The sequence below is a fragment of the Clostridium estertheticum genome (assembly GCF_026650985.1).
In the GTDB taxonomy this organism is placed as follows: domain Bacteria; phylum Bacillota; class Clostridia; order Clostridiales; family Clostridiaceae; genus Clostridium_AD; species Clostridium_AD estertheticum_C.
Window position 1 is genome coordinate 2,750,336 of the sequence record NZ_CP086239.1, and the last position, 22,439, is coordinate 2,772,774.

The 22,439-nt window shown below is 31.3% G+C and carries 20 protein-coding genes, 1 pseudogene and 3 riboswitches; of the genes and pseudogenes, 9 read left to right on the forward strand and 12 right to left on the reverse strand.

Going from position 1 to position 22,439, the window contains the following annotated elements:
* Positions 1-7: 7 nt before the first annotated feature.
* Positions 8-448, reverse strand: a complete 441-nt coding sequence (locus LL038_RS13135) for a MarR family winged helix-turn-helix transcriptional regulator (protein WP_253199904.1) — start codon at positions 446-448, stop codon at positions 8-10.
* Between the two features lie 322 nt (positions 449-770).
* Between LL038_RS13135 and LL038_RS13140 the strand changes: the two genes are divergently transcribed.
* Together LL038_RS13140 and LL038_RS13145 are read left to right on the forward strand one after the other, a co-directional pair.
* Positions 771-1,280, forward strand: a complete 510-nt coding sequence (locus LL038_RS13140) for a DUF2179 domain-containing protein (protein ID WP_216124184.1) — start codon at positions 771-773, stop codon at positions 1,278-1,280.
* Between the two features lie 24 nt (positions 1,281-1,304).
* Positions 1,305-1,859: a sugar O-acetyltransferase gene (locus LL038_RS13145; RefSeq protein WP_216124187.1), complete on the forward strand. Its 555-nt coding sequence runs from the start codon at positions 1,305-1,307 to the stop codon at positions 1,857-1,859.
* Between the two features lie 72 nt (positions 1,860-1,931).
* Here the strand turns inward: LL038_RS13145 and LL038_RS13150 are convergent, their stop codons facing one another.
* On the reverse strand, positions 1,932-3,284 hold the full coding sequence (locus LL038_RS13150; RefSeq protein WP_216124188.1) for a pyridoxal-phosphate dependent enzyme: 1,353 nt from the start codon (positions 3,282-3,284) through the stop codon (positions 1,932-1,934).
* A gap of 315 nt (positions 3,285-3,599) precedes the next feature.
* Between LL038_RS13150 and yjeM the strand changes: the two genes are divergently transcribed.
* The gene (gene yjeM / locus LL038_RS13155) at positions 3,600-5,108 is read left to right on the forward strand and encodes a glutamate/gamma-aminobutyrate family transporter YjeM (RefSeq protein ID WP_216124189.1); all 1,509 of its coding nucleotides are present in this window, start codon (positions 3,600-3,602) and stop codon (positions 5,106-5,108) included.
* Between the two features lie 53 nt (positions 5,109-5,161).
* On the opposite strand, the gene ybaK is transcribed toward yjeM, so the two are convergent.
* Positions 5,162-5,632 carry a Cys-tRNA(Pro) deacylase gene (gene ybaK, locus LL038_RS13160; protein WP_216124191.1) on the reverse strand — a complete coding sequence of 157 codons (471 nt, stop codon included), beginning with the start codon at positions 5,630-5,632 and terminating at the stop codon, positions 5,162-5,164.
* 219 nt (positions 5,633-5,851) lie between these two features.
* Positions 5,852-6,511, reverse strand: a complete 660-nt coding sequence (locus LL038_RS13165) for a hypothetical protein (protein ID WP_216124193.1) — start codon at positions 6,509-6,511, stop codon at positions 5,852-5,854.
* A 178-nt stretch (positions 6,512-6,689) separates the two neighbouring features.
* A riboswitch (SAM riboswitch) is annotated at positions 6,690-6,793 on the forward strand.
* A 114-nt stretch (positions 6,794-6,907) separates the two neighbouring features.
* Between LL038_RS13165 and LL038_RS13170 the strand changes: the two are divergent.
* From LL038_RS13170 to metA, 3 genes and pseudogenes are all read left to right on the forward strand, one after another.
* Positions 6,908-7,366, forward strand: a pseudogene (locus tag LL038_RS13170) (YbaK/EbsC family protein).
* 72 nt (positions 7,367-7,438) lie between these two features.
* Positions 7,439-7,549: riboswitch (SAM riboswitch) on the forward strand.
* 167 nt (positions 7,550-7,716) lie between these two features.
* A complete protein-coding gene (locus LL038_RS13175) occupies positions 7,717-9,003 on the forward strand; it encodes an O-acetylhomoserine aminocarboxypropyltransferase/cysteine synthase family protein (RefSeq protein ID WP_216124194.1) in 1,287 nt (428 codons plus the stop codon).
* Positions 9,004-9,071: 68 nt separating this feature from the next.
* Positions 9,072-9,989: a homoserine O-acetyltransferase MetA gene (gene metA, locus LL038_RS13180; protein ID WP_216124195.1), complete on the forward strand. Its 918-nt coding sequence runs from the start codon at positions 9,072-9,074 to the stop codon at positions 9,987-9,989.
* A 62-nt stretch (positions 9,990-10,051) separates the two neighbouring features.
* On the opposite strand, the gene LL038_RS13185 is transcribed toward metA, so the two are convergent.
* The 3 genes from LL038_RS13185 to LL038_RS13195 form a co-directional block, all read right to left on the reverse strand.
* Positions 10,052-10,666 (reverse strand): nitroreductase family protein, encoded by a 615-nt coding sequence (locus LL038_RS13185; protein WP_216124196.1) that lies wholly within the window; start codon positions 10,664-10,666, stop codon positions 10,052-10,054.
* A 191-nt stretch (positions 10,667-10,857) separates the two neighbouring features.
* Positions 10,858-12,276 carry a [FeFe] hydrogenase H-cluster radical SAM maturase HydG gene (gene hydG / locus LL038_RS13190; RefSeq protein WP_216124197.1) on the reverse strand — a complete coding sequence of 473 codons (1,419 nt, stop codon included), beginning with the start codon at positions 12,274-12,276 and terminating at the stop codon, positions 10,858-10,860.
* A gap of 35 nt (positions 12,277-12,311) precedes the next feature.
* Positions 12,312-12,572, reverse strand: coding sequence for a TM1266 family iron-only hydrogenase system putative regulator (locus tag LL038_RS13195; RefSeq protein WP_216124198.1), 261 nt, complete (start codon positions 12,570-12,572; stop codon positions 12,312-12,314).
* 373 nt (positions 12,573-12,945) lie between these two features.
* A riboswitch (TPP riboswitch) is annotated at positions 12,946-13,050 on the forward strand.
* An 87-nt stretch (positions 13,051-13,137) separates the two neighbouring features.
* Between LL038_RS13195 and thiT the strand changes: the two genes are divergently transcribed.
* Positions 13,138-13,782, forward strand: a complete 645-nt coding sequence (gene thiT, locus LL038_RS13200; protein WP_216124201.1) for an energy-coupled thiamine transporter ThiT — start codon at positions 13,138-13,140, stop codon at positions 13,780-13,782.
* A gap of 77 nt (positions 13,783-13,859) precedes the next feature.
* On the opposite strand, the gene LL038_RS13205 is transcribed toward thiT, so the two are convergent.
* On the reverse strand, positions 13,860-15,305 hold the full coding sequence (locus LL038_RS13205; RefSeq protein WP_216124202.1) for an NAD(P)/FAD-dependent oxidoreductase: 1,446 nt from the start codon (positions 15,303-15,305) through the stop codon (positions 13,860-13,862).
* Positions 15,306-15,508: 203 nt separating this feature from the next.
* On the opposite strand from LL038_RS13205, the gene LL038_RS13210 reads away from it, so the two are divergent.
* Complete coding sequence (locus tag LL038_RS13210; protein ID WP_216124203.1) at positions 15,509-16,516, forward strand: DUF3048 domain-containing protein; 1,008 nt, start codon at positions 15,509-15,511, stop codon at positions 16,514-16,516.
* A 73-nt stretch (positions 16,517-16,589) separates the two neighbouring features.
* Here LL038_RS13210 and LL038_RS13215 read toward each other — a convergent pair whose 3' ends face one another.
* Both LL038_RS13215 and LL038_RS13220 read right to left on the reverse strand, forming a co-directional pair.
* Entirely contained in the window at positions 16,590-17,030 is a 441-nt protein-coding gene (locus LL038_RS13215) for a hypothetical protein (protein ID WP_216124205.1), read from the reverse strand.
* A 244-nt stretch (positions 17,031-17,274) separates the two neighbouring features.
* Complete coding sequence (locus LL038_RS13220; protein WP_216124206.1) at positions 17,275-18,102, reverse strand: alpha/beta hydrolase; 828 nt, start codon at positions 18,100-18,102, stop codon at positions 17,275-17,277.
* A 493-nt stretch (positions 18,103-18,595) separates the two neighbouring features.
* Between LL038_RS13220 and LL038_RS13225 the strand changes: the two genes are divergently transcribed.
* Positions 18,596-19,975 (forward strand): amino acid permease, encoded by a 1,380-nt coding sequence (locus LL038_RS13225; protein WP_216124209.1) that lies wholly within the window; start codon positions 18,596-18,598, stop codon positions 19,973-19,975.
* 151 nt (positions 19,976-20,126) lie between these two features.
* Here the strand turns inward: LL038_RS13225 and LL038_RS13230 are convergent, their stop codons facing one another.
* Positions 20,127-20,876, reverse strand: coding sequence for a hypothetical protein (locus LL038_RS13230; protein WP_216124211.1), 750 nt, complete (start codon positions 20,874-20,876; stop codon positions 20,127-20,129).
* Entirely contained in the window at positions 20,866-22,248 is a 1,383-nt protein-coding gene (locus LL038_RS13235; RefSeq protein ID WP_216124213.1) for an AAA family ATPase, read from the reverse strand. Before LL038_RS13235 ends, LL038_RS13230 begins: the two co-directional genes overlap by 11 nt.
* Positions 22,249-22,439: the final 191 nt, after the last annotated feature.

Consider the following 22,439-nt stretch of genomic DNA (forward strand, 5'->3'; position numbering starts at 1 on the left):
TCTCCTCTTATCCTTGTATTTTTAATTTTTTCACACTATTTAGAACCTTACTCAATGAGTTTATGGTAGTTCTCTTCTCCTCCTCATTTAAATCTTTTGTTATTAATTCTACTAGTTTATGTATTTTATAAAGTACTTTTGGGATTATGACCTTAGCTTTCTGCGTTAAATATAACTTATAGGCTCTAGAATCATCTTCATCTTTATTTCTAACTATGTATCCAAGATCAATTAGTTTTGTTATGGTTCTAGCTGACATTGCCTTATCACACCCTACTTCCTCGCTTATTTTATTTTGGCTAATACCTTCATTTCCCCTTAACATTAGTAAATAAGGATATGAACCACTGCTTAAATGATATTCTTTTAGCATCTTATCCAAATGAACTTGTGTACTTCTTAAAATTTGATTATTAAGTTTTAGCAAATGCATTATGTCTTCTTTCAAATATTACACCCCTATATTAAGTATATTATTATATTTTTCATTTTAGTTGACAAGTCAACCTTATTATATTGGAATTTTGTTGACTTGTCAACCACCTAGCTACTCTTGTATTATAATGTTATACTTAAAATGTTTAAATATATTTATATGGTTAAGTTAACTATATAAAACAAATTTTTCTATTAAATTTAAAAACTCTCTTGTATTAGTTAAATATGTATAAACTTTTGATAATAGTTCTTGCAAACCTCTTCTAAATAGGGCATATTGTATTATGTAATAGCAAATGTACAAAAGATATATTATGTTGGAGGGATTACATATGTTAGGTTTTATTATTATTTTTTTTGCTAAAATAGTTGAGGTTTCATTAACTACGATCAGAATAGTTCTTATAACTCGTGGTGAAAAATTCTATGGTTCTATTATTGGTTTTTTCGAAGTACTTATATGGTTATATATAATTGGTACAATGCTTGTTGGAATAAATGAAGCACCACTTAAGATGATCACTTATGCCTCAGGCTTTGCTTGTGGAAATTACATAGGTTGTATTTTAGAAGAAAAACTAGCATTAGGCTTAATTACTATAAATGCAATAGTGTCTGTTAAAGATGGTTATACATTGGCTGAGCTATTAAGAAAAGAAAATGTAGGTGTTACTATTGTTAATGCCGAAGGGTTAAAAGAAGAAAAAAAGATGCTTATATTACATGTTAAAAGGAAAAGAAAATGTGAATTAATAAAATTAATATCAGATTCCCATATAAACGCTGTAATTTCTCTAATGGATACTAAAACTATATATGGCGGATATGGTATTAGAAAATAACTATCTAAATAAGGGGTGTATAAAATGTGTGAAAAACAAAAGATGCTAAATGGTGAAATCTATAACGCATATGATAAAGATTTAATCCTTTTAAGAAATAAAGCAAGACATCTTACAAAATTATACAATAATACTGAACCAGAAGATGTTACTGATAGAATAAATATTCTAAAAAAACTATTTGGGAAAATAGGTGATAATTTTGAAATAGAGCCTCCTTTCAATTGTGATTACGGAACTAATATTCACATTGGAGAAACCTTCTATGCCAATTTTAATTTTTTAGTTTTAGATGACGGACTTGTAACAATAGGAGACAATGTATTAATTGCTCCTAATGTAAGTATATTTACTGCAACTCACCTTCTTGATCCTAAGTGGAGGCCTAAAAATGCCGATTATACAAAAGCCGTAACTATAGGGAACAATGTATGGATTGGCGGTGGATGTATAATAAATCCAGGTATAACTATTGGTGATAATAGTGTAATAGGTTCTGGTAGCGTTGTTACAAAGGATATCCCAGCTAATGTTGTCGCTGTAGGAAACCCTTGTAAAATACTAAAAAAAATCGATTAGTATTCCAAAAAAGAAGGAGATCAAACTACTGAAATATATTTCAGTAGTTTGACCTCCTTTTTTAATTTTAACTTACTCATTTGGATGATTATATATCATCCTGTCGTATACATGGTTAAACCCCATTTTACGATAAAGATTTTTAGCCCTTTTATTATCAAGATCTACATGAAGGGACAGATTACCATCTGTTAGTTCAATTGCACGCCCTATAAGTTCAGATGCAACGCCTCGCCCTTTATTACCTGGCTTAACACCAATATATGCAAGGTGGTAAGTTGGAATAAATCGTTCAAACCCCATATTTACTACAATACAAATGCCCTGCTCTTCACCATTTCGTTTCGCTATTAATAAAAAGCCTTCCTTCATAGCTTTTTCTATAGCATCCACGGTCTCTCCCACTGAATCATTATAAGTAGATAACCAATCACGCGTCATCTCAAGCAGCTCTTCTTTATTTTTATCATTAAAACTTTTAATCTCACACACTTCAATTTCACTTCTTGCATCATTTAAAATAATTAAATGTTTCCCATTACTTAGTTTCCCTTGATTTACTTTTTTGATAAATGCTGCAATTGCATATGATTCCTTCCTTGATACCATAACACCTTCAAGGTCTCTTAACATGTTAGCTGCATTTTTTAAATCAATTTCTTCAATTTCAATCATTTCCGCACGTGTATCCATAATTATTTTCTCAACTGTTGCAACTATACCTGTATAATCATCTTCCATGTATAAATTAGATTTTACAGTATCTTTTTCCTTGCCTTTAATCCCACCGATTTGCATCTTCCTAACGTACTCATCCAAAGAATCTTTCCACGACGCATTTGAACCACATATCAATTCAGGTAACTTACCTAATTCCTCATGTACCCAACTCTTAATTAATCCACTATATACACTTGAGAGTGTATATCCAAGGCCTAATTGTATTGTAATTGTATCAGCCTTAAAATCCATACGTTCTAGGCACTCTCTTGTCATATCCTCTAGCACAAGATGGCTAATAATATTATTTAAATTCCATTCACACATCAAATACATGTTGTTTTTTTCTGCTATCCCTCTTAAATTAGAACGCGTAATAGTATCTTTTTTATCACGCATATCAAATAAAATAGATTTATCTATTCTGGAAATCTTCCATTTCTCTTGTTTGAACAAAGGAACCTTAATCTCAAGTTCATTTAACTTTGCAAATAACTGGACCGATTGTATGTAACACTCAGACCCATCAACTAATATTTTTTTAAATCCATTAGCAATAGCATCTTTAACTAGAACTTCTGAAATACGATCATATTTATGTCCTGATGGATTAGCTCCTTCAAGTTTTAAATATATCTCTGAAATACCTAATGCCTTCTCTAATTTTTTTGCTCTCATTAACGGTGTTCTTCCACTTTTTCGCATAATCTCTCCTTCAACACTTAATTGTGATTAAATTCAAAAAACACTCCAACTTTTAAACCTCTATAGTTAGCGTGCCCATTTTATTAAGCTATAATTATTTATATTATAACATTTTAAGCTTAAATCAGCAAATACAAGGTAAATCATCATCTTTGCTCATATTATATTAACAATTTTTAAAACACTGTTATACTTTCCATTAATGTATAATCATAACTCACTCGAAACTTACAAAAAGATTGATTTTTTTGTCGTTTTATATATACTTATATTAGTAAAGTAAATTTATTTACAACATCGTTAGGGGGAAAAAACATGTCAGAAAAATCAAAAAATATTAAGCATTTAACATTGGTACCATTGGTATTAATGATTTTTACTTCGGTTTACGGATTTAATAACATTCCAAGATCATTTTATAAAATGGGTTATGCTGCTATCCCTTGGTACATCTTGTCAGGAATAACATTTTTTATACCTTTTGCTTTCATGATGGCTGAGTTTGGTGCGGCTTTTAAGGATGAAAAGGGTGGAATTTATTCATGGATGGCAAAGTCCGTAGGAGCTAAATTTGCTTTTATGGGAACGTTTATGTGGTATGCATCTTATGTAATCTGGATGGTTAATGTTGCGTCAACAGTTTGGGTTCCAATATCAAATGCGATATTTGGTACAGATACAACAAAAACTTGGGGTTTATTTGGATTAACGGGCCCAAGATTTCTAGGAATACTGGGAATATGTTGGATAATATTTGTTACAATTATATCAACTAAGGGATTAGATAAAATAAAAAAGGTAACTTCACTTGGAGGTACTGCAGTAGCATTATTAAATATAGTTTTATTTATTGGAGCTATATTAGTCCTTGTAGGAAATCATGGTCACTTAGCTCAGCCAATAACTGGGATTAGCTCATTCATAGATTCACCAAATCCTAAATTTGTTGGGAATATACTTCAATCATTTGCATTCGTAGTATTTGCTATATTTGCTTATGGTGGTATCGAAGTTGTTGGAGGACTAGTTGATGAAACAGAAAATGCTGAAAAAAACTTTCCTAAAGGTGTTGTTATTTCAGCAGTTATCATCTCAATTGGCTACTCACTTGGAATATTCCTTGTTGGTATATTTACTAACTGGTCTACTGTTATGACTGGCGATAACGTTAACTTAGCTAATGCTGGTTATGTAGTAATGAACAACCTAGGATATTCTCTTGGTAATGCATACGGTGCAACCCAAGCTACTTCAATAGCAATTGGACATGGTGTAGCTAGATTCGTTGGACTTTCAATGTTCTTAGCTTTATCTGGTGCTTTCTTTACACTAATGTTCTCACCATTAAAACAATTAATTGAAGGTACGCCACCTAAATTATGGCCTGGGAAAATGGCAGAAATGAAAAACGGAATGCCTCAAAATGCAATGTGGATTCAAGCTATAATAGTTTGTGTTATGATTTTCCTTGTTTCTGTTGTTGGTGGAGATTCTATGAAAAAGTTCATTGAAATATTAGTTTCAATGACTAACGTAGCTATGACTCTTCCATACATGTTTATAGCGTTTGCTTTTGCACCATTTAAGAAAAACAAAGCTATTGTTAAACCTTTTGAAATATTTAAAACTAATACAAGTGCTTTAATATGGACAATAGTAGTTATGTTCACTGTTGGATTTGCAAATTTCTTTTCAATAATACAACCAGCGCTCGAAGGAGACTTACCAACAACCCTTTGGAGTGTAGGTGGCCCAATATTTTTTGCTGTAGTTGCATTTATAATCTATTGGAACTATGAAAGAAAATATCTAAAAACCTTATAAAAGCAAAAAAAGATGGTTTCTACATTAGGAACCATTTTTTTTGTTTTTTAGGTTTACTTTATTAAATCAGCAAACTCACCATCTACAATATCCTTTAATAAATTCGGATCTATCTCTATTTGAAATCCTATTTTTCCAGCACTTACAATTATCTTATCTATTTCAAGTGCTCCTTTGTCAATAAACGTTTTATACTTTTTTTTCATACCTATGGGAGAACACCCACCTCTAATATATCCTGTACACTTTTGTAGATCTTTAAGGTCTAACATTTCTATGTTCTTTTCATTAGTTACTCTAGCTACTTTTTTAAAATCTATTTCTTGTCTGACAGGAATCACAATAACATAAATTTCTTTAGAATTTGCATGTGTAACTATGGTTTTATATAGATATTTTTCATCTCTACCTATCTTCTTTGCCACAGATATCCCATCTACCTTATCATCCTTAACCTCATAGGTCATAACATTATATTCTATATTCATTTTATCTAAAATACGCATAACATTTGTTTTTATCATTGTTATCCCCTTTGTTTGAATTTATTTACAACAGAAATTATTTCGTGGCTCTCTTCATTATATCCTCTTTCTGTCCCTTCTGCACTAATACCATTAGTACATCATACTTAATACTCATAAGTATGTATACTTTACATAAAAAAACTGCCAACATACTTCAGCAGTTTTTTAGAATATAATAACAACTTAACTTGTAATGCTTAATAAAATTTAATCATATTAATATCCGTAATTATAACCTCTGCCTCCAAGTAAAGTTCCTATAATTAATATTCTAGCTATATCTTGAAGTCCCCCACCGCTGAAGCGACGTCTTCTCCTCATCATATCATCACCATCATCTCTGCAATCATCCTCATCATAATCATCATCCTTATGATGTTCTTTGTACTTGTCAGCTATTTCTTTACAGACATGATCCATTTCCTCCTTGCTAGGGCAATACATCTTTCCATGTCTTGCAACCATCATATCGCAATGATGCTTTACCATCGGATGCATCCTATGGTAAACCTTAGGGTACATGCTTTTTAACTCTTCATCATCTTCCTCACACATAGGCATATTCATCATTGGCATGTTCATCATAGGCATATTCATCATGGGCATATTCATCATAGGCATATTCCCCATAGGCATATTACCCATAGGCATATTACCCATAGGCATATTTTCCATTGGCATATTACCCATAGGCATATTTTCCATTGGCATATCCTCCATAGGCATATCATCCATTTTCATATCCATCATAGGCATATTCATCATAGGCATATTCATCATAGGCATATTCATCATGGGCATATTCATCATGGGCATATTCATCATGGGCATACATTGTCCAAGATTTTCACAATTTTTACAACGATAATCGTACATAAGTACCTCCAAAATAATATTTATACTTTATATTATTCCATTTCCATTCTTTTGTTACCGTGAGGAGTACTTATTTGTTATAATATTACATTTGTATATTAGTCTGTAAAATTGTTTTTAGACTATTGACAATATTCAATAAAAGCTTTATCATATCTTTAACAACTTAATACGAAAACACTTATCAAGAGAGGTAGAGGGACTGACCCAATGAAGCCTCGGCAGCGGGTTCTTTTAGAATACTGTGCCAATTTCAGCAAATTTATTCTTGAAAGATAAGATGGCTATATTTAAAATATAAATTAACCCTCTTCTTTCTATAGAAGAGGGTATTTCTTTATCAAAACATAATTATGTTTTAATTTACTAAAATAATCATTGAGAGAAGGCAATAACTTGAGCGTTGAAAGTGTAAAAAAATTTTTCACTGAACATGGGCTTGTAGATCCAGTATTTAAACTTGAAGAATGCGGTGCTACAGTTGACCTTGCAGCTAAAACTTTAGGAATTGAACCAAAGTTTATTGCAAAAACATTATCCTTTCGTCTTAAAGACAGAGATATTTTAATTGTTACTAAAGGTGACGCGCGAATAGATAATAGAAAATATAAAGATTTTTTCAAAACCAAGGCCAAAATGCTAGACCACGATGAAGTTTCACAAATAACAGGTCATCCTGTAGGTTGAGTATGTCCATTCGGACTCGCAAGTCCTATAGGAGTATACATAGATGTGTCACTAAAAGACTATGAGTATGTTTACCCAGCAGCTGGTTCAGCATTTACAGCCCTTAAAATAAGACCGTCAGATATGCAAGATTTAACTCATGCTGAATTTATTGATGTTTGCAAATAAAGTGAATCAATTGAGATTAAAGCAAAAAAATGATTGACATTTACTTTTATGAACCATATACTAATCACTAACAACTTATCAAGAGAGGTAGAGGGACTGGCCCGATGATACCCGACAACCAGCATTTATAGCGAAATGCAATGGTGTCAATTCCATCAGATTGTAAAATCTGAAAGATAAGGAAGATAGCAAATTTTATTATACAATTTTATTGTTTATTAAAGTTAATCATGCTGCTTTCCTTACAGGAGAGTTGCTTTTTTTTTATAAACCTTTACGTATAAAAAACAAATATATATTTACAATATATTTTAATAAATTAAAAAATAATATTAAAGAGGAGAATTAATATGAGTGAGAGAAAATTAAGTTTCGAAACATTACAGGTACATGCAGGACAAGTTCCAGACCCTACTACTGGTTCAAGAGCAGTTCCAATTTATCAAACATCATCTTTTGTCTTTAAAAATGCAGATCATGCAGCAAATTTATTTCAATTAAAAGAGCCCGGAAATGTATATGCAAGGATAATGAACCCGACTACTGATGTTTTTGAGAAGAGGGTAGCTGCTCTTGAAGGCGGCGTTGCTGGACTTGCTACAGCTTCTGGACTAGCTGCAATATTCTATGCAATACTTAATGTAGCTAGCTTCGGTGATGAAATCGTAACTGCAAGTACACTCTATGGTGGTACTTATGAATTATTTAATGTTACACTTAGGAAACTTGGAATTAACGTAATATTTGTTGACCCAGATGATCCTGAAAACTTTAGAAAAGCAATAACAAACAAGACAAAAGCACTTTACGGTGAAACAATAGGGAATCCAAAAATAAATATTTTAGATATAGAAGCAGTAGCAAAAATTGCACACGAAAATAAAATACCACTTATTATTGACAGTACATTTGCAACTCCTTTCCTATGCCGTCCAATTGAATTTGGTGCTGATGTAGTTATCCACTCCGCAACAAAGTTTATTGGTGGACATGGAACTACTATTGGTGGAATTATAGTTGATGGTGGTAAGTTCGATTGGAGGGCAAGCGGTAAGTTTCCTGATTTTACAACGCCTGATAAAAGCTACAATGGACTCGTATATGCAGACCTCGGTGCACCAGCATTTGCTTTAAAAGCTAGAGTTCAGCTTCTACGAAATACTGGTGCTACCCTTAGTCCTCAAAGTGCATTTTTATTTCTTCAGGGACTCGAATCATTGTCTTTAAGAGTTGAGAGGCACGTTTCAAACGCTAGAGCCGTAGTTGAATTCTTAAGTAACCATCCAAGTGTTTCATGGATAAATTACCCAGAGCTCGAAGCAAGTAAATACAAAGATTTATCTAAAAAATATCTACCAAAAGGCGCAGGTTCAATATTTACTTTTGGAATAAAAGGTGGACTTGAGGCAGGAAAGAAATTTATTAACAGTGTCGAATTATTCTCACTACTTGCAAATGTTGCTGATGCAAAATCACTTGTAATTCACCCTTCAAGCACAACTCACGCAGAGCTCAATGAGGAAGAACAAAAGGCTGCTGGAGTTACTACAGATTTGATAAGACTTTCAATTGGTGTAGAAGGTATCGATGACATTATATACGATTTAAACCAAGCCCTAGAAAAAGCAGTTAAATAGTCACAAAAATAACTTATGCATCTGACATATTATAATACGCAAGATGCATTACCCTAAGGAGGATTTAGATGCCAATAAAAATACCTGACAATCTTCCAGCATATAAGACTCTAAATAAAGAGAATGTTTTTACTATTACAGAAGACTGCGCATTCCATCAGGATATTAGGCCATTAAAAATTATAATTTTAAACCTAATGCCTACAAAAATTGATACAGAAACGCAACTTCTAAGACTTCTTGGTAACTCACCACTTCAGATTGATATAGTACTTCTTCACCCCGAAAGTCATGACAGCAAAAATATATCACCTGAACATTTAATTAAATTTTACAATACTTTTGATGAAATAAAAGATTCTAAATTTGATGGAATGATAATAACAGGAGCACCTATTGAAAATGTTCCTTTTGAAGAAGTAGATTACTGGGATGAGCTAAAAAAAATCATGGACTGGAGCGTGCGCAATGTATTCTCCACCTTGCATATTTGTTGGGGTGCCCAAGCTGGGCTTTATTATCATTATGGAGTTCAAAAACATAAACTTTGCAAAAAACTGTTTGGAGTATTTAAACATACTGCAACACATAATAATGTCAGGCTTTTGACTGGATTTGACGATGAGTTTTATGTTCCACATTCAAGGCATTCTGAAATAAGAAAAGTTGATATTGATAAAGTAGATGAACTTAAAATTATATCAGAATCAGAGGAATCAGGAATTTACATTGTATCAGCGAAAAAAGGACGTCAGATTTTTATAACAGGACATTCAGAGTATGATCCACTAACGCTCAAAAAAGAATATGATAGAGATATCGCAAATGGTTTAAATATAGATGTCCCAAAAAATTATTATCCACAAGATGATCCAACTAAAACACCTATTGTAAAATGGAGAGGCCATTCAAGTTTACTCTTTTCAAATTGGTTAAACTATTATGTTTACCAAGAAACTCCATATAATCTGGTGTATTTAGAATAATAACAAAAGCGGCCCATAATCTATGGCGCCGCTTTTGTTATTATAATCTATTAAATTATAATTTAAACTTCTTTAACTATCTCATCGTACCCTCTTCTATATGCTCTTGGGTAAAGTGTATTACTCTCATCTAAGTGACCAAGTGAAATCAGCATAACTACAGTCTTATTCTCATCAAGTTCAAATTCTTTTCGTACACCTTCAAAGTCCATTCCGCTCATTGCATGAGAATCAACTCCAAGACTCTTGGCTGCATACATTATAGACATTGCGAGTAATCCTGCATTACTTTCAGCAAACTTTAATTTATTTTCGTTTGATGTACCATATAAACCAGCTGCCATTCCTTGTGTACCTGCTAATTTTTCTTTATCTCCACCCATTAACTTTAACATATCATTCCAAGTAGGGTTTGATGCTTCATATCCTGTTTTGTTACCTACTATAATTAAAGTAACTGGAGCTTCTAATATCTTAGGTTGAGCTGCAAATTTATGCAATCTTTCTTTACCCTCTTTAGATTTTACTGCTATAATCTCCCAAGGTTGAAGATTAAATGCTGATGGTGCGAGTACCGCAAGGTTAATTATATCTTTAAGTAATCCATCCTCCACACCTTTATTAGTGTCAAAAAAATTAATAGCTCTTCTACCTTCATAAACTTCTTTTAAATTCATTTAAATTCCCCCGATTTCTTTTATCGATATCTTTTATCGATTATATTATCTATTAGTAATAATTATTATATACTTTATATTATTATATTATTACTATATCTTGAATATGTCAAGTATATAATCCAATTATTTTAATATATGAAAAATGTAAAAAGAGGTGTAGCAAATTCTGCTCTACCTCTTTTGTAATTTTAGAAACGGAAATCTCTTTTTCCATCTTTAAGCTCTTTTAAATACTCCGTTGCAATTTCTCGAACTTTTTCACTTTTTATATTTGGAATCTCATTTTGAATTAAGATCTCACCCTTTTTCTTAGTATCCTCGGATGCATAATCCTCCAAATATTCTTTAAGTGTCATTAATGCATTTGGCTGACAGCAGTTTCCAATCTGACCTACCTTTACAAGTTTCATAAATCTATCTCCTGTACGTCCCTCTCTATAACAGGCAGTGCAAAAGCTTGGAATATAACCAAGTTCTAAAAGCCAATTTACTATTTCATCTAATTTTCTAGTGTCTGTTACTTCAAATTGCTTTGAATTATCATCTTCTGCTTCTGGCTCAGAATATCCCCCGACACTTGTACATGATCCTCCACTTACCTGAGATATACCGAGTTCTAGCACACGCTCGCGAGTTGATTTTGATTCACGAGTTGAAACAATCATGCCTGTATATGGTACAGCAATACGAATAACAGCTACAATTTTTTCAAACATCTCATCTGATATTGAATTTGAAAATGCATTTGGATCAATATCATCAGCAGGACAAATTCTTGGAACACTTATAGTATGTGGTCCTACACCCTTAGCTGCTTCTAAATGCTCTGCATGCATAAGCAAACCTACAAAGTCATAACGATACATATTTAAACCAAACAGGACACCAATTCCAACGTCATCAATACCGCCTTCCATCGCACGATCCATCGCCTCAGTATGATATGCATAGTTATGTTTTGGTCCCGTTGGGTGGAGCTCTTCATAACTTTTCTTATTATAAGTTTCCTGGAAAAGTATATAAGTACCAATTCCAGCTTCTTTGAGCATCTTATATTCCTCTACAGTAGTAGCCGCAATATTAACATTTACACGTCTAATATCCCCATTTTTATGTTTAATACTATAGATTGTCTTGATACTCTCCAAAATATATTCAATTGGGTTATTAATAGGATCTTCTCCTGCTTCTAAAGCCAATCTCTTGTGTCCCATATCCTGAAGCGCAACAACCTCTTTAACTATTTCTTCTTGTGAAAGTTTTTTACGATGTATTGTTTTATTTTTAGAATGATAAGGACAATACACACATCCGTTTATACAATGATTTGATAAATATAAAGGAGCAAATATAACAATACGATTACCATAAAGTTTTTGCTTAAGTTCCTTTGCAAGTTTGAACATTTTTTCTTCTTCATCTTTCAAATCACATTCAAGTAGAACAGCAGCTTCCCTGTGTGTTAACCCCTTGCCTTCACTTGCACGTTTTATTAGACTATCAATTAATTCACGATTACTCTTGTTTTCCTTAGCGTATGCAACGGTAGATAAAATTTCATCATCATCAATAAATTCTGTTGCATTTTTTGACATAGAATCATACATAACATAATCTCCTTTTTATATAAATAATTTATTATTTACTCTGCTTGCGGTGTAACTTTGGAATAAATTGTTTTAGTGTTTACACCCGGTATCATTCCTAGCTTACCTGATAGAGCACTGATAACATCATTTGGTGCGTCAATAACAACACTTATTACTGAGATATTACGTTTATGATATGGAATCCCCATTCTACCTACAATATACTCACCATATTCGTGAAGTATAGAGTTAATCTTTGGAGCTGCATCTGTGTTTTCAACTATAATTCCAATTAATGCAATTCTTGTTTCCATTAATTAAATCCTTTCTTTAATAAATTAAACTATCCCTATACCTCTAAAGGCATAAGGATAGTTTCTTATAATTAAAGACACACCATTAAAAGTGTGTTCCTTAACAATATTACAACTATTCTCTCGCCTTCTCATTCGGGACGAACCCTCATACCTTCAGAACGATATTTTTGTAATTATAATTTATTGTTTAATTTTTAACAAAACAAAACCTATCCTAATTTTAGAATTTACCTAGAACACTTATACAATAACACTCTGTGTATTAAATTGCAAACTTACCTTTTGTTTACTTACATAGGCGGCCCTTATACTAAATACTTAAAATTACTTGTAAATTGTAATATACTGCTATATAATTAAATAATAATAATATATGTGCTAGGGGTGCCTTATGGCTGAGATATGAATATTTAATTCATTGACCCTTATACCTGATCTGGATAATACCAGCGGAGGAAAGCGGTAATGATGTATGAATACATTAACTATATTCCTTTTGTGAATATAGTTTTTTTGTTTTTACCATAATACTTCTGTAGCACAATACATGGAGGTTATATAAATGTCTTTAAATGAAAGAATCGCTGAAATTACCAAAAGCCCCATTGCTCTTTTTGCACTACTCGGAGTTTTAATATTAATTTATGTTGTTTTAAAAGTTAGAAAAATTAAGTTTACTACGCAAATGATAACTTTAGTTGGTGTATCTATCGCATTAGCTACTTCATTACAATTTATCACAATAATGAAATTGCCACAAGGTGGTAGCGTAACTGCTGGAAGTATGGTCCCAATAGTACTAATAGCATTATTTTATGGCCCTGAAGTTGGTTTTCTAACAGGATTTTTATTTGGAATAATAAATTTCATATTATCTCCTTTTGCAGTTCACCCAGTCCAAGTATTATTTGATTATCCTCTTCCTTTTATGGCCATTGGAATAGTCGGATACTTTAGAACCTTTAAAATTACCGGAATACTTATTGGTGCAATCTGTGCAATGCTAGCAAGATTTGCATGCCATTTTATATCCGGCGTGGTATTTTTCGCTACCTCTGCCCCAAAGGGAACCTCAGTTTATTTATACTCCCTTTTATATAACGGCTCATACATGGGTCTCGAAGCAATAATAACCTGTATAATTATTGCTATTTTACCTATAAAACGTTTATCAAAACTAGTTATAAATAAAACTAGCTTAAGTTAATTATTCATCTCAAACATTGGAGCAAAGTTCATAAAATGATCTTTGCTCTTTTTTCATTCTAACTTAAATTTATTATCTTAATATTTAGCCTTCCTAATTAAATTTATTTCTGCCTTAACTGGTGGTTTAGACTTACTATTTCCCCTTACAGTAACCTTATCCTCTGAAATATTAAGTTCTCTTGCTATTATTGCCTTAACTCTTCTTTGACAAAAATTCCCCTGACAAGTTCCCATTCCTGCCCTTGTACGTCTTTTTATAGCATCTGTAGAATTAATTGGTATATTTCTGTGAATAGCATCAATAATTTCTGACTCTGTAACCTGCTCGCATCTGCATATTATATTCTTTTCTTTATTTTCATCATCAACTTTTCCATCAAAATTCTTATCTTTCTTTATTACTATTCCATTTCTATTTGGATTAAAACTACTTTTTAGTCTAAGATTTTCTTCTAAATTATTAATTATATCTACAACCATCTTCGCAATTGCAGGTGATGATGTAAGCCCTGGCGAATCTATCCCAGCAACATTTATGAATCTTTTAACTCTACTTTCCTCAATGATAAAATCCCCTGTACTACTAGTAGCTCTTATACCTGAAAAAGTAGTTAATGCCTTTTGAATATTAAAATCAGGTATGGACATTCTAGCGGCAGTAATTACATCCTTTAAACTATTCTCATTAGTTGATACATCTTCCGTATTATCAACTTCTTCCGCATTAGGTCCAATCATAAAATTACCATGATATGTTGTAGTTACAAGTATTCCTTTCCCCTTATCTGTAGGCACTTGAAAAATAACAGTATTTACAAGATGTCCTTGATCTTTTCCCATTAGAATATATTGACCTCTCTTTGGTACTATTTTAAAATCATCGATTCCTACCATACTAGATATTTTATCACTATGAAGTCCTGCAGCATTTATAATGTATCTTGATTCTATATCTTCCTTATTAGTATGAACCATAAATTTTTCTTCCAATTTTTCTATACTCATTACTTCATTCTCTAGCTTAAGTTCTGCCCCATTAGTTATTGCATTTTCAACTAATGCAATTGTAAATTCATAAGGTGAGGTAACCCCTACACTTTTAGCATAAAGTGCTACCTTTACTTCACTATTTAAGTATGGCTCTATCTCTTTTAACTTCTCACCTTTTATAATCTCTAAATCATCGCATCCAAGTTTTAGACCGTTCTCATATAGCTCAATAATTCTTTTCTCATCACTCTCATTAAATCCAATTACCAAAGCTCCTGTTTTCCGATATCCAAAATTTAATTCTTTCTCAAGTGCTTTATACATTTTATTCCCTTTTCCACATAATTGTCCTTTTAATGTACCGTACTTTGCTGCATATCCGCCATGAACTATCCCACTATTTGCTTTTGAAGCTTTGGTTGCAACATCATCTTCTTTTTCTAAAATACATATTTTTAAATCATACCTTGAAAGTTCCCTTGCAATAGCTGCTCCAACTACTCCTGCTCCTATAATAATTACATCATACATAAAAGTCACCTCTCAACATATTATTTTTATAGCCTTTAATACTTATTCTTTATTAATATCTATTATAGTATAAGTTTTTATATTATAATAGATATTTCGCTAAAAAAAATTATTAAATATAAAGGTAATTATCTATGACTTGTAGAAAGATTTATTATGGTCAAATATTATAATACTTAAAACTAAGGGAGGTTATATTTATTTTGAAAAATAAATCTAAACTACTATTATGTATACTTGTTTCAATGTTTTTTTTGTCCGAGGGGTGTGGCAAAAAAGTTGATACTACAATACAACCCAAACCAAACCCCACTGTAAAAACCTCTCAAAAATACATCTCACCCTATACTGGTGAAGAGGTAACAAAGGAAGTATTCTCTAATATTGCTGTACTTGCAATAGTCGAGAACTCTTTAGATGCAAGACCTCAATCTGGATTAAATGATGCGGACATAGTTTATGAAACCATGGCAGAGGGTGGAATTCCTAGGTTTATTGCATTGTTTCAAAAGGAGAGTCCAAAAAAGATTGGACCAATTAGAAGCGCTCGGGCTTATTTCTTAGATATTTCAAAGGAATATAATTTGCCTTTTGCTCATTGTGGTGGAAGCGAAGAAGCTCTTCTTAAAATAAATGGAGAAAAATTAATGAGCATGAACGAAATGACGAATGCCTCTACATATTGGAGGGATTCGATAAGAAAAGCTCCTCATAACCTTTATACCTCCACAGATAAATTAAGAGAGCTTATCAAAATTAAAAAATTTGTGTACTCACCTAGCGTTACATTAAATTTTAATAAAAGCTATTGGGATAATACTAAACTAAATAAAGCATCCGATATATTTTTAACTTTAAATAAATATTACAACACTAGATACACCTATAAAAATGGACTTTACCTAAAAAGCATGGATGGAAAATCTTCTACTGATAAAGAAAATAAACTTCCCTTAAGCGTTAAAAATGTAGTTGTCCAAATAACCACAATTAAAACTCAATCAGATGGAAGTCATTTAGACATTAAACTTGTGGGCGCAGGGACTGGTTATGTTATCAGCAATGGTAAATATGTTAAAATGTTTTGGACTAAAAAAACAACAACTTCAAAAACACTACTAACAGATGAAAAAGGTAATATTTTGCCTTTAAATCCAGGAAAGACTTGGTGGAATATCGTAGATAAAAACGCAGTTATAGATATAAAATAATTTATGAATTTTCAAATTAACCATAAAAAAGGTCTCGCCCTAGCTAATTGCTAAGACAAGACCTTATTTATTTTTAGTCTATATTTTTTTGAGTTTCGTCTAATATTTCTTCGGGATTAGTTGTTTCTATATTTTCTTCATTAACAACATCTTGATCTACTTGATCTTCACAATTTTCATAAGTAACATCATCGCAAATCTCTTTTTCAGTTAAAACTGCTAAACATTTTGAAACTTTATCACTGATTTTACCCACAGCTAATAGAATTAATGCAACTCCACCATACAAAGCAATCGGTTGGAATATTCCTGGTATCAATTGTGATGGCACATATGCCTTTCTTACAGTAGCAACTGCATAACCTTGAGCTACAGCTTGATTTACACTTGTTCTATACAAATAGATATTAACAACCAAGAGTACGACCCCTAAGATTGCTACAACTATAGCAGATATAAATAAAGTGATTGAAATAGCAGATTTTTTTGATGCTTTTTTTACATTATGTTCCATAATAATTTGTCTCCATTCCGCCCTTAAAGGCTATATAATTAATTGCATTTAATACTTAATCTTTAGTGATATGTTAATTATGTTATTTTGAGGATTCATTATGTAGCTCCTCTGTATCTATTAATAATATAACAAATAATTATTGCATTTAAGTGTCAATATTATGAACAATCTATGACTAGTTTCCGGGAACGCTTTGAAAATGGCTGTTTAGGCTAAAAATATGTTCTTATAAATTTTTATTCTATTTCTTTGAGAATAGATTAGTTAACCACGTAATACACAAATCCATCCAAGTAGCAACATTCGGATAAACCCCTTTTCCCTCTTCCCGAGTTTCTTCATTAGCAAGTGATAACCCATGTGGTCCTTCTGGGTATATGTGTAATTCAAAAGGTATTTTTTTGTTTCTTAATGCTTGTGCAAACAACAATGTATTTTCAACCGGTACAGAATTATCTTCAAATGTATGCCATAAAAATGTAGGTGGTGTTTTCTCAGAGACATTATGTTCTAATGACATCTTCTCCTTTAATGACTCGTTAGCATTATCTCCTATCAAATTGCAAAGTGAGTTTTCATGAGCAAATATTCCTGATGTTATGACAGGATAACATAAAATTTGAGCATTTGGATTGTTTTTACTTACCTCAATTCCAGGTACCCCTTTTAAATAAGGCTCATCCCAATAAACTCCAAGACTTGCAGCTACATGACCACCTGCCGAAAAGCCACACACCGCAATTTTATTAACATCAATTTTCCACTCTTTAGAATTTTCACGAAGTATACACATTGCCCTTGATAAATCTAGCAATGCTTGTGGATACTTGTTTGGAGCAACGCTATAATATAAGACAAATGCATGAAAGCCAGCAGCGTTAAATTTAATAGCTATTGGTTCAGCTTCTCTTAATGATGTATAAGCATATGCCCCTCCTGGGCATATTAAAACAGCTCCCCTTAATTTATCTCCTTTAAGTAAATATGTATCTAAAGTTGGTCTAAAATCATCATTTCCTTTATTTTCATATGGAAATTTACCCCACAGATCAATAGTCTTATTTATCATATTCATATCTCCTTTAATCATAAATTTAAGCTAAGAAACTACCGATACTATTTTTTTACAAATTAAGTCTATTATAATAAAAATATACCAAATTGTCTATATTTTTATAATGTTCTCTTTATATTGTTAGTATATTAATAATTTTTACTACTATTTTACTTCTTATCCAAATAAAATTAAATCATCTTGTCAATATTGTAACTGCATATTAAAACTTAGAAAATGTCATGATGTTATAGTATTATATATCTAATCAAACCAATTAGCTTAACAAGCTATGTTTAGCGCTTTATAACTTTCTAAATTTTCTATATAATGAATCTTATTAATATTTTTTATTCATAATTTAGTGTTACATTCATTTCTTTTTATAGTTCTAAATACAAATAATTTAAATAAGGAACGAACAATATTAATACATAAAACTTTAATTTTTATGTGAATAAAATTATTAAAGTAAAATTAAAATTTAATTAGAGGAGTGAAAAAATTTATGGATATTTGGAAAAAGAAAACCTTAGAACAAATGTTACATTCTGCCGAAAAATCAGCTTTAAAAAAGAATCTTACATCAAAAGACCTTGCAGCACTTGGAATAGGTGCAGTTGTTGGTACAGGAATCTTTGTTTCAACTGGTGTTGGGGCACATTTAGCAGGACCTGCAGTTGTTTTATCATTTATAGTAGCCGCAGTAATAAGTGCACTTTGCGCTCTTACTTATTCTGAACTTGCTACAATGTTTCCAGTTGCGGGCAGTACATATGCATATTCTTATGTTGCCTTTGGCGAATTAGTAGCCTGGATTATAGGATGGGACTTAATGCTTGAGTATTTGGTTTCTTCCGCTGCAGTTGCATCTGGATGGTCAGGAACCTTTGTAGGTTTATTAAGTTCCGCAGGGCTAAATTTGCCTACTGCAATAATTAGAACTCCCTCGGCCGGTGGAATTATTGACTTACCCGCTGTTCTTATAACTATGTTTGTAACTTGGATATTATTTATAGGCATAAAAGAAAGTGCTAAATTGAACAATAAAATTGTTTTGGTAAAAGTTGGTGTAATTATTTTGTTTGTAATACTTGGAGTATTCCATATTAATGTAGCTAACTATAAACCATTTGCTCCATTTGGATGGAGTGGTGTTATGGCTGGTGCTTCAATTATATTCTTTGCATATATTGGTTTTGACGCAGTTTCAACTGCTGCCGAAGAAACTATAAACCCCAAAAGGGATGTACCTCGCGGACTTGCAATTTGCCTAGGAGTAGTAATTATACTTTACGTTGCAGTTGCACTTGTTATAACTGGTATGGTTCCATATAAAGAAATAATTGAGAATAATGCTGTTCCAGGCGCTCTTGCAAGATTTGGTATCAATTGGGGAGCCGCACTAGTTGGGACTGGAGCAGTTATCGGTATGATTTCAACACTACTTGTAATGCTTTATGGACAAATTAGAGTATTTATGGTTATGTCAAGAGATGGGTTACTTCCAAAGGTTTTTTCAAAGGTACACCCTATTCACAAAACCCCCACTCTTTGCACAATAATAACAGGTAGTATTGCTGGGGTAATGGCTGGATTTTTACCATTAGATGAAATTATAAAACTATGTAATATAGGTACATTATTTGCATTCGTTTTAGTATCTATTGGAGTTATAGTACTTAGAAAGACTATGCCAAATATTGAAAGAAAGTTTAGATGTCCATGGGTACCAGTTCTACCTATCATTTCTGCACTTGCTTGTGTTTATTTAATGTCAGCCTTACCACTAGTAACATGGATTAGATTTATAATTTGGTTATTAATTGGAATAGTAATTTACTTCTTGTATAGCAGACACCACAGTATCCTTCAAAATGAGAAATAAAATTAAGATTACAAAAACAAAGTAGACAACCTTCTGGTAGTCTACTTTATTTTTGTAATTTATTCATTTTTGATTGTGTTAATCATCTCCTGTGGAGCTGCATTAACGACTTCAGAAGGAAATTTAAAACCCCATTGAAGTTTTATTTTTGCTAAGGTAAGTTATTCCCACTTATAGAAATGGGAGACTTTCCTTCTGAAATGTCGTTAAGATATAAATTAAAATTAGTAAATCGTTTTAGAGAATTTGTATCTTTTTTTATAAACTCCCAGGTATCTTTATACTCAGCATTAATAGCAAATTCTGGATTATTCATAAATTCAATAAAACTAATAGGACTTGTTATAAATTTGTCTTCAAATTTTTCAGCAAACCTCCGTTTATCATCCGCGTTAACGCCTTGTATGTTATGAATTACATGTTCTAAATTAGAAGAAAAGAAATATACCCGGTAACTTAAGTTTGCATATACCATATTCGTAGTTGCGAGCTTACTTAGAATTTGTGATTTTTGTTTATTACGTTTTTTTATATTATCGGTATTTTTTGCATATATATTTTGAGTGTTATACTCAATACTATCACTCGGTTTAATACTATTAATGTCCTTTTGCAATACTTGTTCATCATTTATAAATGCACCGTCAGTATCTACTAAATGAATTACATTTGAAATATCACTTTTCTTGTATATATCACTAGATATAAACTCCTTTATATAATCTGTAATTTTAGTGTAAATATTACTTGCATTAACTCCATTTTGCGCTGTTACATCACCGTGAATAACTTTAAACCTAACAATTTTATCTTTTTCAATTATTTTAGATAAAATCAATGCAAATGAATTTCTATCAGTTACTCCCTCAACTATAAATAATACAATTTTTTTACTCTTCATAAAGAATATCACCAGCTTTTCTAAATGCGTGTGCAATCTCAAAACTATTAGTTTCTTCGTATATACACTCGTTAAGTCCCCCCAAATCAACCCCACGTAAATATACATTTCGTAGATTATTATTACTTTTTATATTCGTTATTCTTATAAATCTATTTTGAGGATTCGAGGTACTAAATACCAATGATTCTTTTTCTAACATTTCGAGTGGCCTTAGGTTATGTGACGTAAATATAAATTGGCCTTTTCCTTCTTGCTCAATTATCTTTAATAATTCCCCTAACAAATACTCAAATATACCAGCATCAAGTTCATCAACTATTAGACAAATTGATGGATTATTAAACATGGAAATTAAAGTACTTAAAATAGAAATTATCTTTTTAATACCTTCAGATTCATATTTAAGAGGAATCTTTATATCTTTTTTAATTGAAAGTAATTGTATTCTTACTACCTCTTTTCCATTTTTAGATAACTCGTTTCCTAAATTATTAATCTCTAACTGTAAATTAGGAATAATAGTGCTTAACACTATATTCAACTGTTTTATAATTCTTGTCGCTATATCAAACCTTTTTTTATCTATATTTGATGTTCCGAGTAAATTAATTGCGATATCTCCACTAGTTACGCAGGCCTCATCCTCCATTCTAAAACTTAATGGCATATAATTAAGGCTTATAGTAGCTGAATGTTCATTGGTTATTACAAATAAATTTACTCTAGCAAAATGTTTAATAACATTAATAACATTAAAATAATCATCGCTCATAGAATTACTTTTAAAAATTTCTTCTAAACTATCGTTAAAAATAAAGGATGTTTTTTCCTTTATCGATAATCTTTTACTCACTTCAAGATTAAATTCATTTTCTTTATTATTTCTTATTAACTCGTTATAACGAGCTTTTGGCAATATATATGTATCCTTTAAATCTATAAGATATTCGATTATATCAATTTTTCTTTTTTTGTTATCCTCGTTTATTTGAGAATAGCTTAACTTCTCATTATATAATTCTGCAAGCCCTTCTTTTCGCCTTAGTGACAACTGATAATATACTAATAACTTTTGATCTTTTAGTTCAATATAGAAAACAAATTTTAATGTTGCCGCATCTTCTAATTCATGTATGTAATTTTTAATATCTTCTGGTAGTTTTTCACCACTTGCTATTGTTTTAAATAATTTAAAAGCTTCTACTATAGTCGTTTTTCCTGAACCATTTTGTCCATAAATTCCAATTATATCCGATTTACCACTATAATATTTTTTTTGTCTATAACCTGACAAATCGATAATTCCCTCCTGAATATTCTTAAACCCCGTAAGTTCTATACTTTGTATTCTTATAATTGTTTTTGTCATAAATTCCACTCCCATACATATAAATTACACGCTTGTCACTATAAAATGTTAATACTTTTCATTTAATTGATACAAAATGTTTCTTTCAATGTATTCACTTATATTATATCACATTCAAACAATATTATTCATTATACCCTTAATTAGTATAATTAAAAAAAGTTTCTGTTTTTTAAAAGGATTTCCTATAT

Bases quoted from the DNA above. Each gene is read 5' to 3' on its own strand.
- LL038_RS13185 (WP_216124196.1), bottom strand. From the start codon at position 10,666: ATGAATTTAAAAGAAGTTTATGAAGGTAGAAGAGCTATTAATTTTTTT.
- LL038_RS13215 (WP_216124205.1), bottom strand. From the start codon at position 17,030: ATGGAACATAATGTAAAAAAAGCATCAAAAAAATCTGCTATTTCAATC.
- LL038_RS13230 (WP_216124211.1), bottom strand. From the start codon at position 20,876: ATGAAGAGTAAAAAAATTGTATTATTTATAGTTGAGGGAGTAACTGAT.
- LL038_RS13205 (WP_216124202.1), bottom strand. From the start codon at position 15,305: ATGTATGATGTAATTATTATAGGAGCAGGAGTAGTTGGAGCAGCTATT.
- ybaK (WP_216124191.1), bottom strand. From the start codon at position 5,632: ATGATAAAAACAAATGTTATGCGTATTTTAGATAAAATGAATATAGAA.
- metA (WP_216124195.1), top strand. From the start codon at position 9,072: ATGCCAATAAAAATACCTGACAATCTTCCAGCATATAAGACTCTAAAT.
- LL038_RS13195 (WP_216124198.1), bottom strand. From the start codon at position 12,572: ATGGAAACAAGAATTGCATTAATTGGAATTATAGTTGAAAACACAGAT.
- yjeM (WP_216124189.1), top strand. From the start codon at position 3,600: ATGTCAGAAAAATCAAAAAATATTAAGCATTTAACATTGGTACCATTG.
- LL038_RS13235 (WP_216124213.1), bottom strand. From the start codon at position 22,248: ATGACAAAAACAATTATAAGAATACAAAGTATAGAACTTACGGGGTTT.
- thiT (WP_216124201.1), top strand. From the start codon at position 13,138: ATGTCTTTAAATGAAAGAATCGCTGAAATTACCAAAAGCCCCATTGCT.
- LL038_RS13175 (WP_216124194.1), top strand. From the start codon at position 7,717: ATGAGTGAGAGAAAATTAAGTTTCGAAACATTACAGGTACATGCAGGA.
- hydG (WP_216124197.1), bottom strand. From the start codon at position 12,276: ATGTATGATTCTATGTCAAAAAATGCAACAGAATTTATTGATGATGAT.
- LL038_RS13150 (WP_216124188.1), bottom strand. From the start codon at position 3,284: ATGCGAAAAAGTGGAAGAACACCGTTAATGAGAGCAAAAAAATTAGAG.
- LL038_RS13220 (WP_216124206.1), bottom strand. From the start codon at position 18,102: ATGATAAATAAGACTATTGATCTGTGGGGTAAATTTCCATATGAAAAT.
- LL038_RS13145 (WP_216124187.1), top strand. From the start codon at position 1,305: ATGTGTGAAAAACAAAAGATGCTAAATGGTGAAATCTATAACGCATAT.
- LL038_RS13225 (WP_216124209.1), top strand. From the start codon at position 18,596: ATGGATATTTGGAAAAAGAAAACCTTAGAACAAATGTTACATTCTGCC.
- LL038_RS13140 (WP_216124184.1), top strand. From the start codon at position 771: ATGTTAGGTTTTATTATTATTTTTTTTGCTAAAATAGTTGAGGTTTCA.
- LL038_RS13165 (WP_216124193.1), bottom strand. From the start codon at position 6,511: ATGTACGATTATCGTTGTAAAAATTGTGAAAATCTTGGACAATGTATG.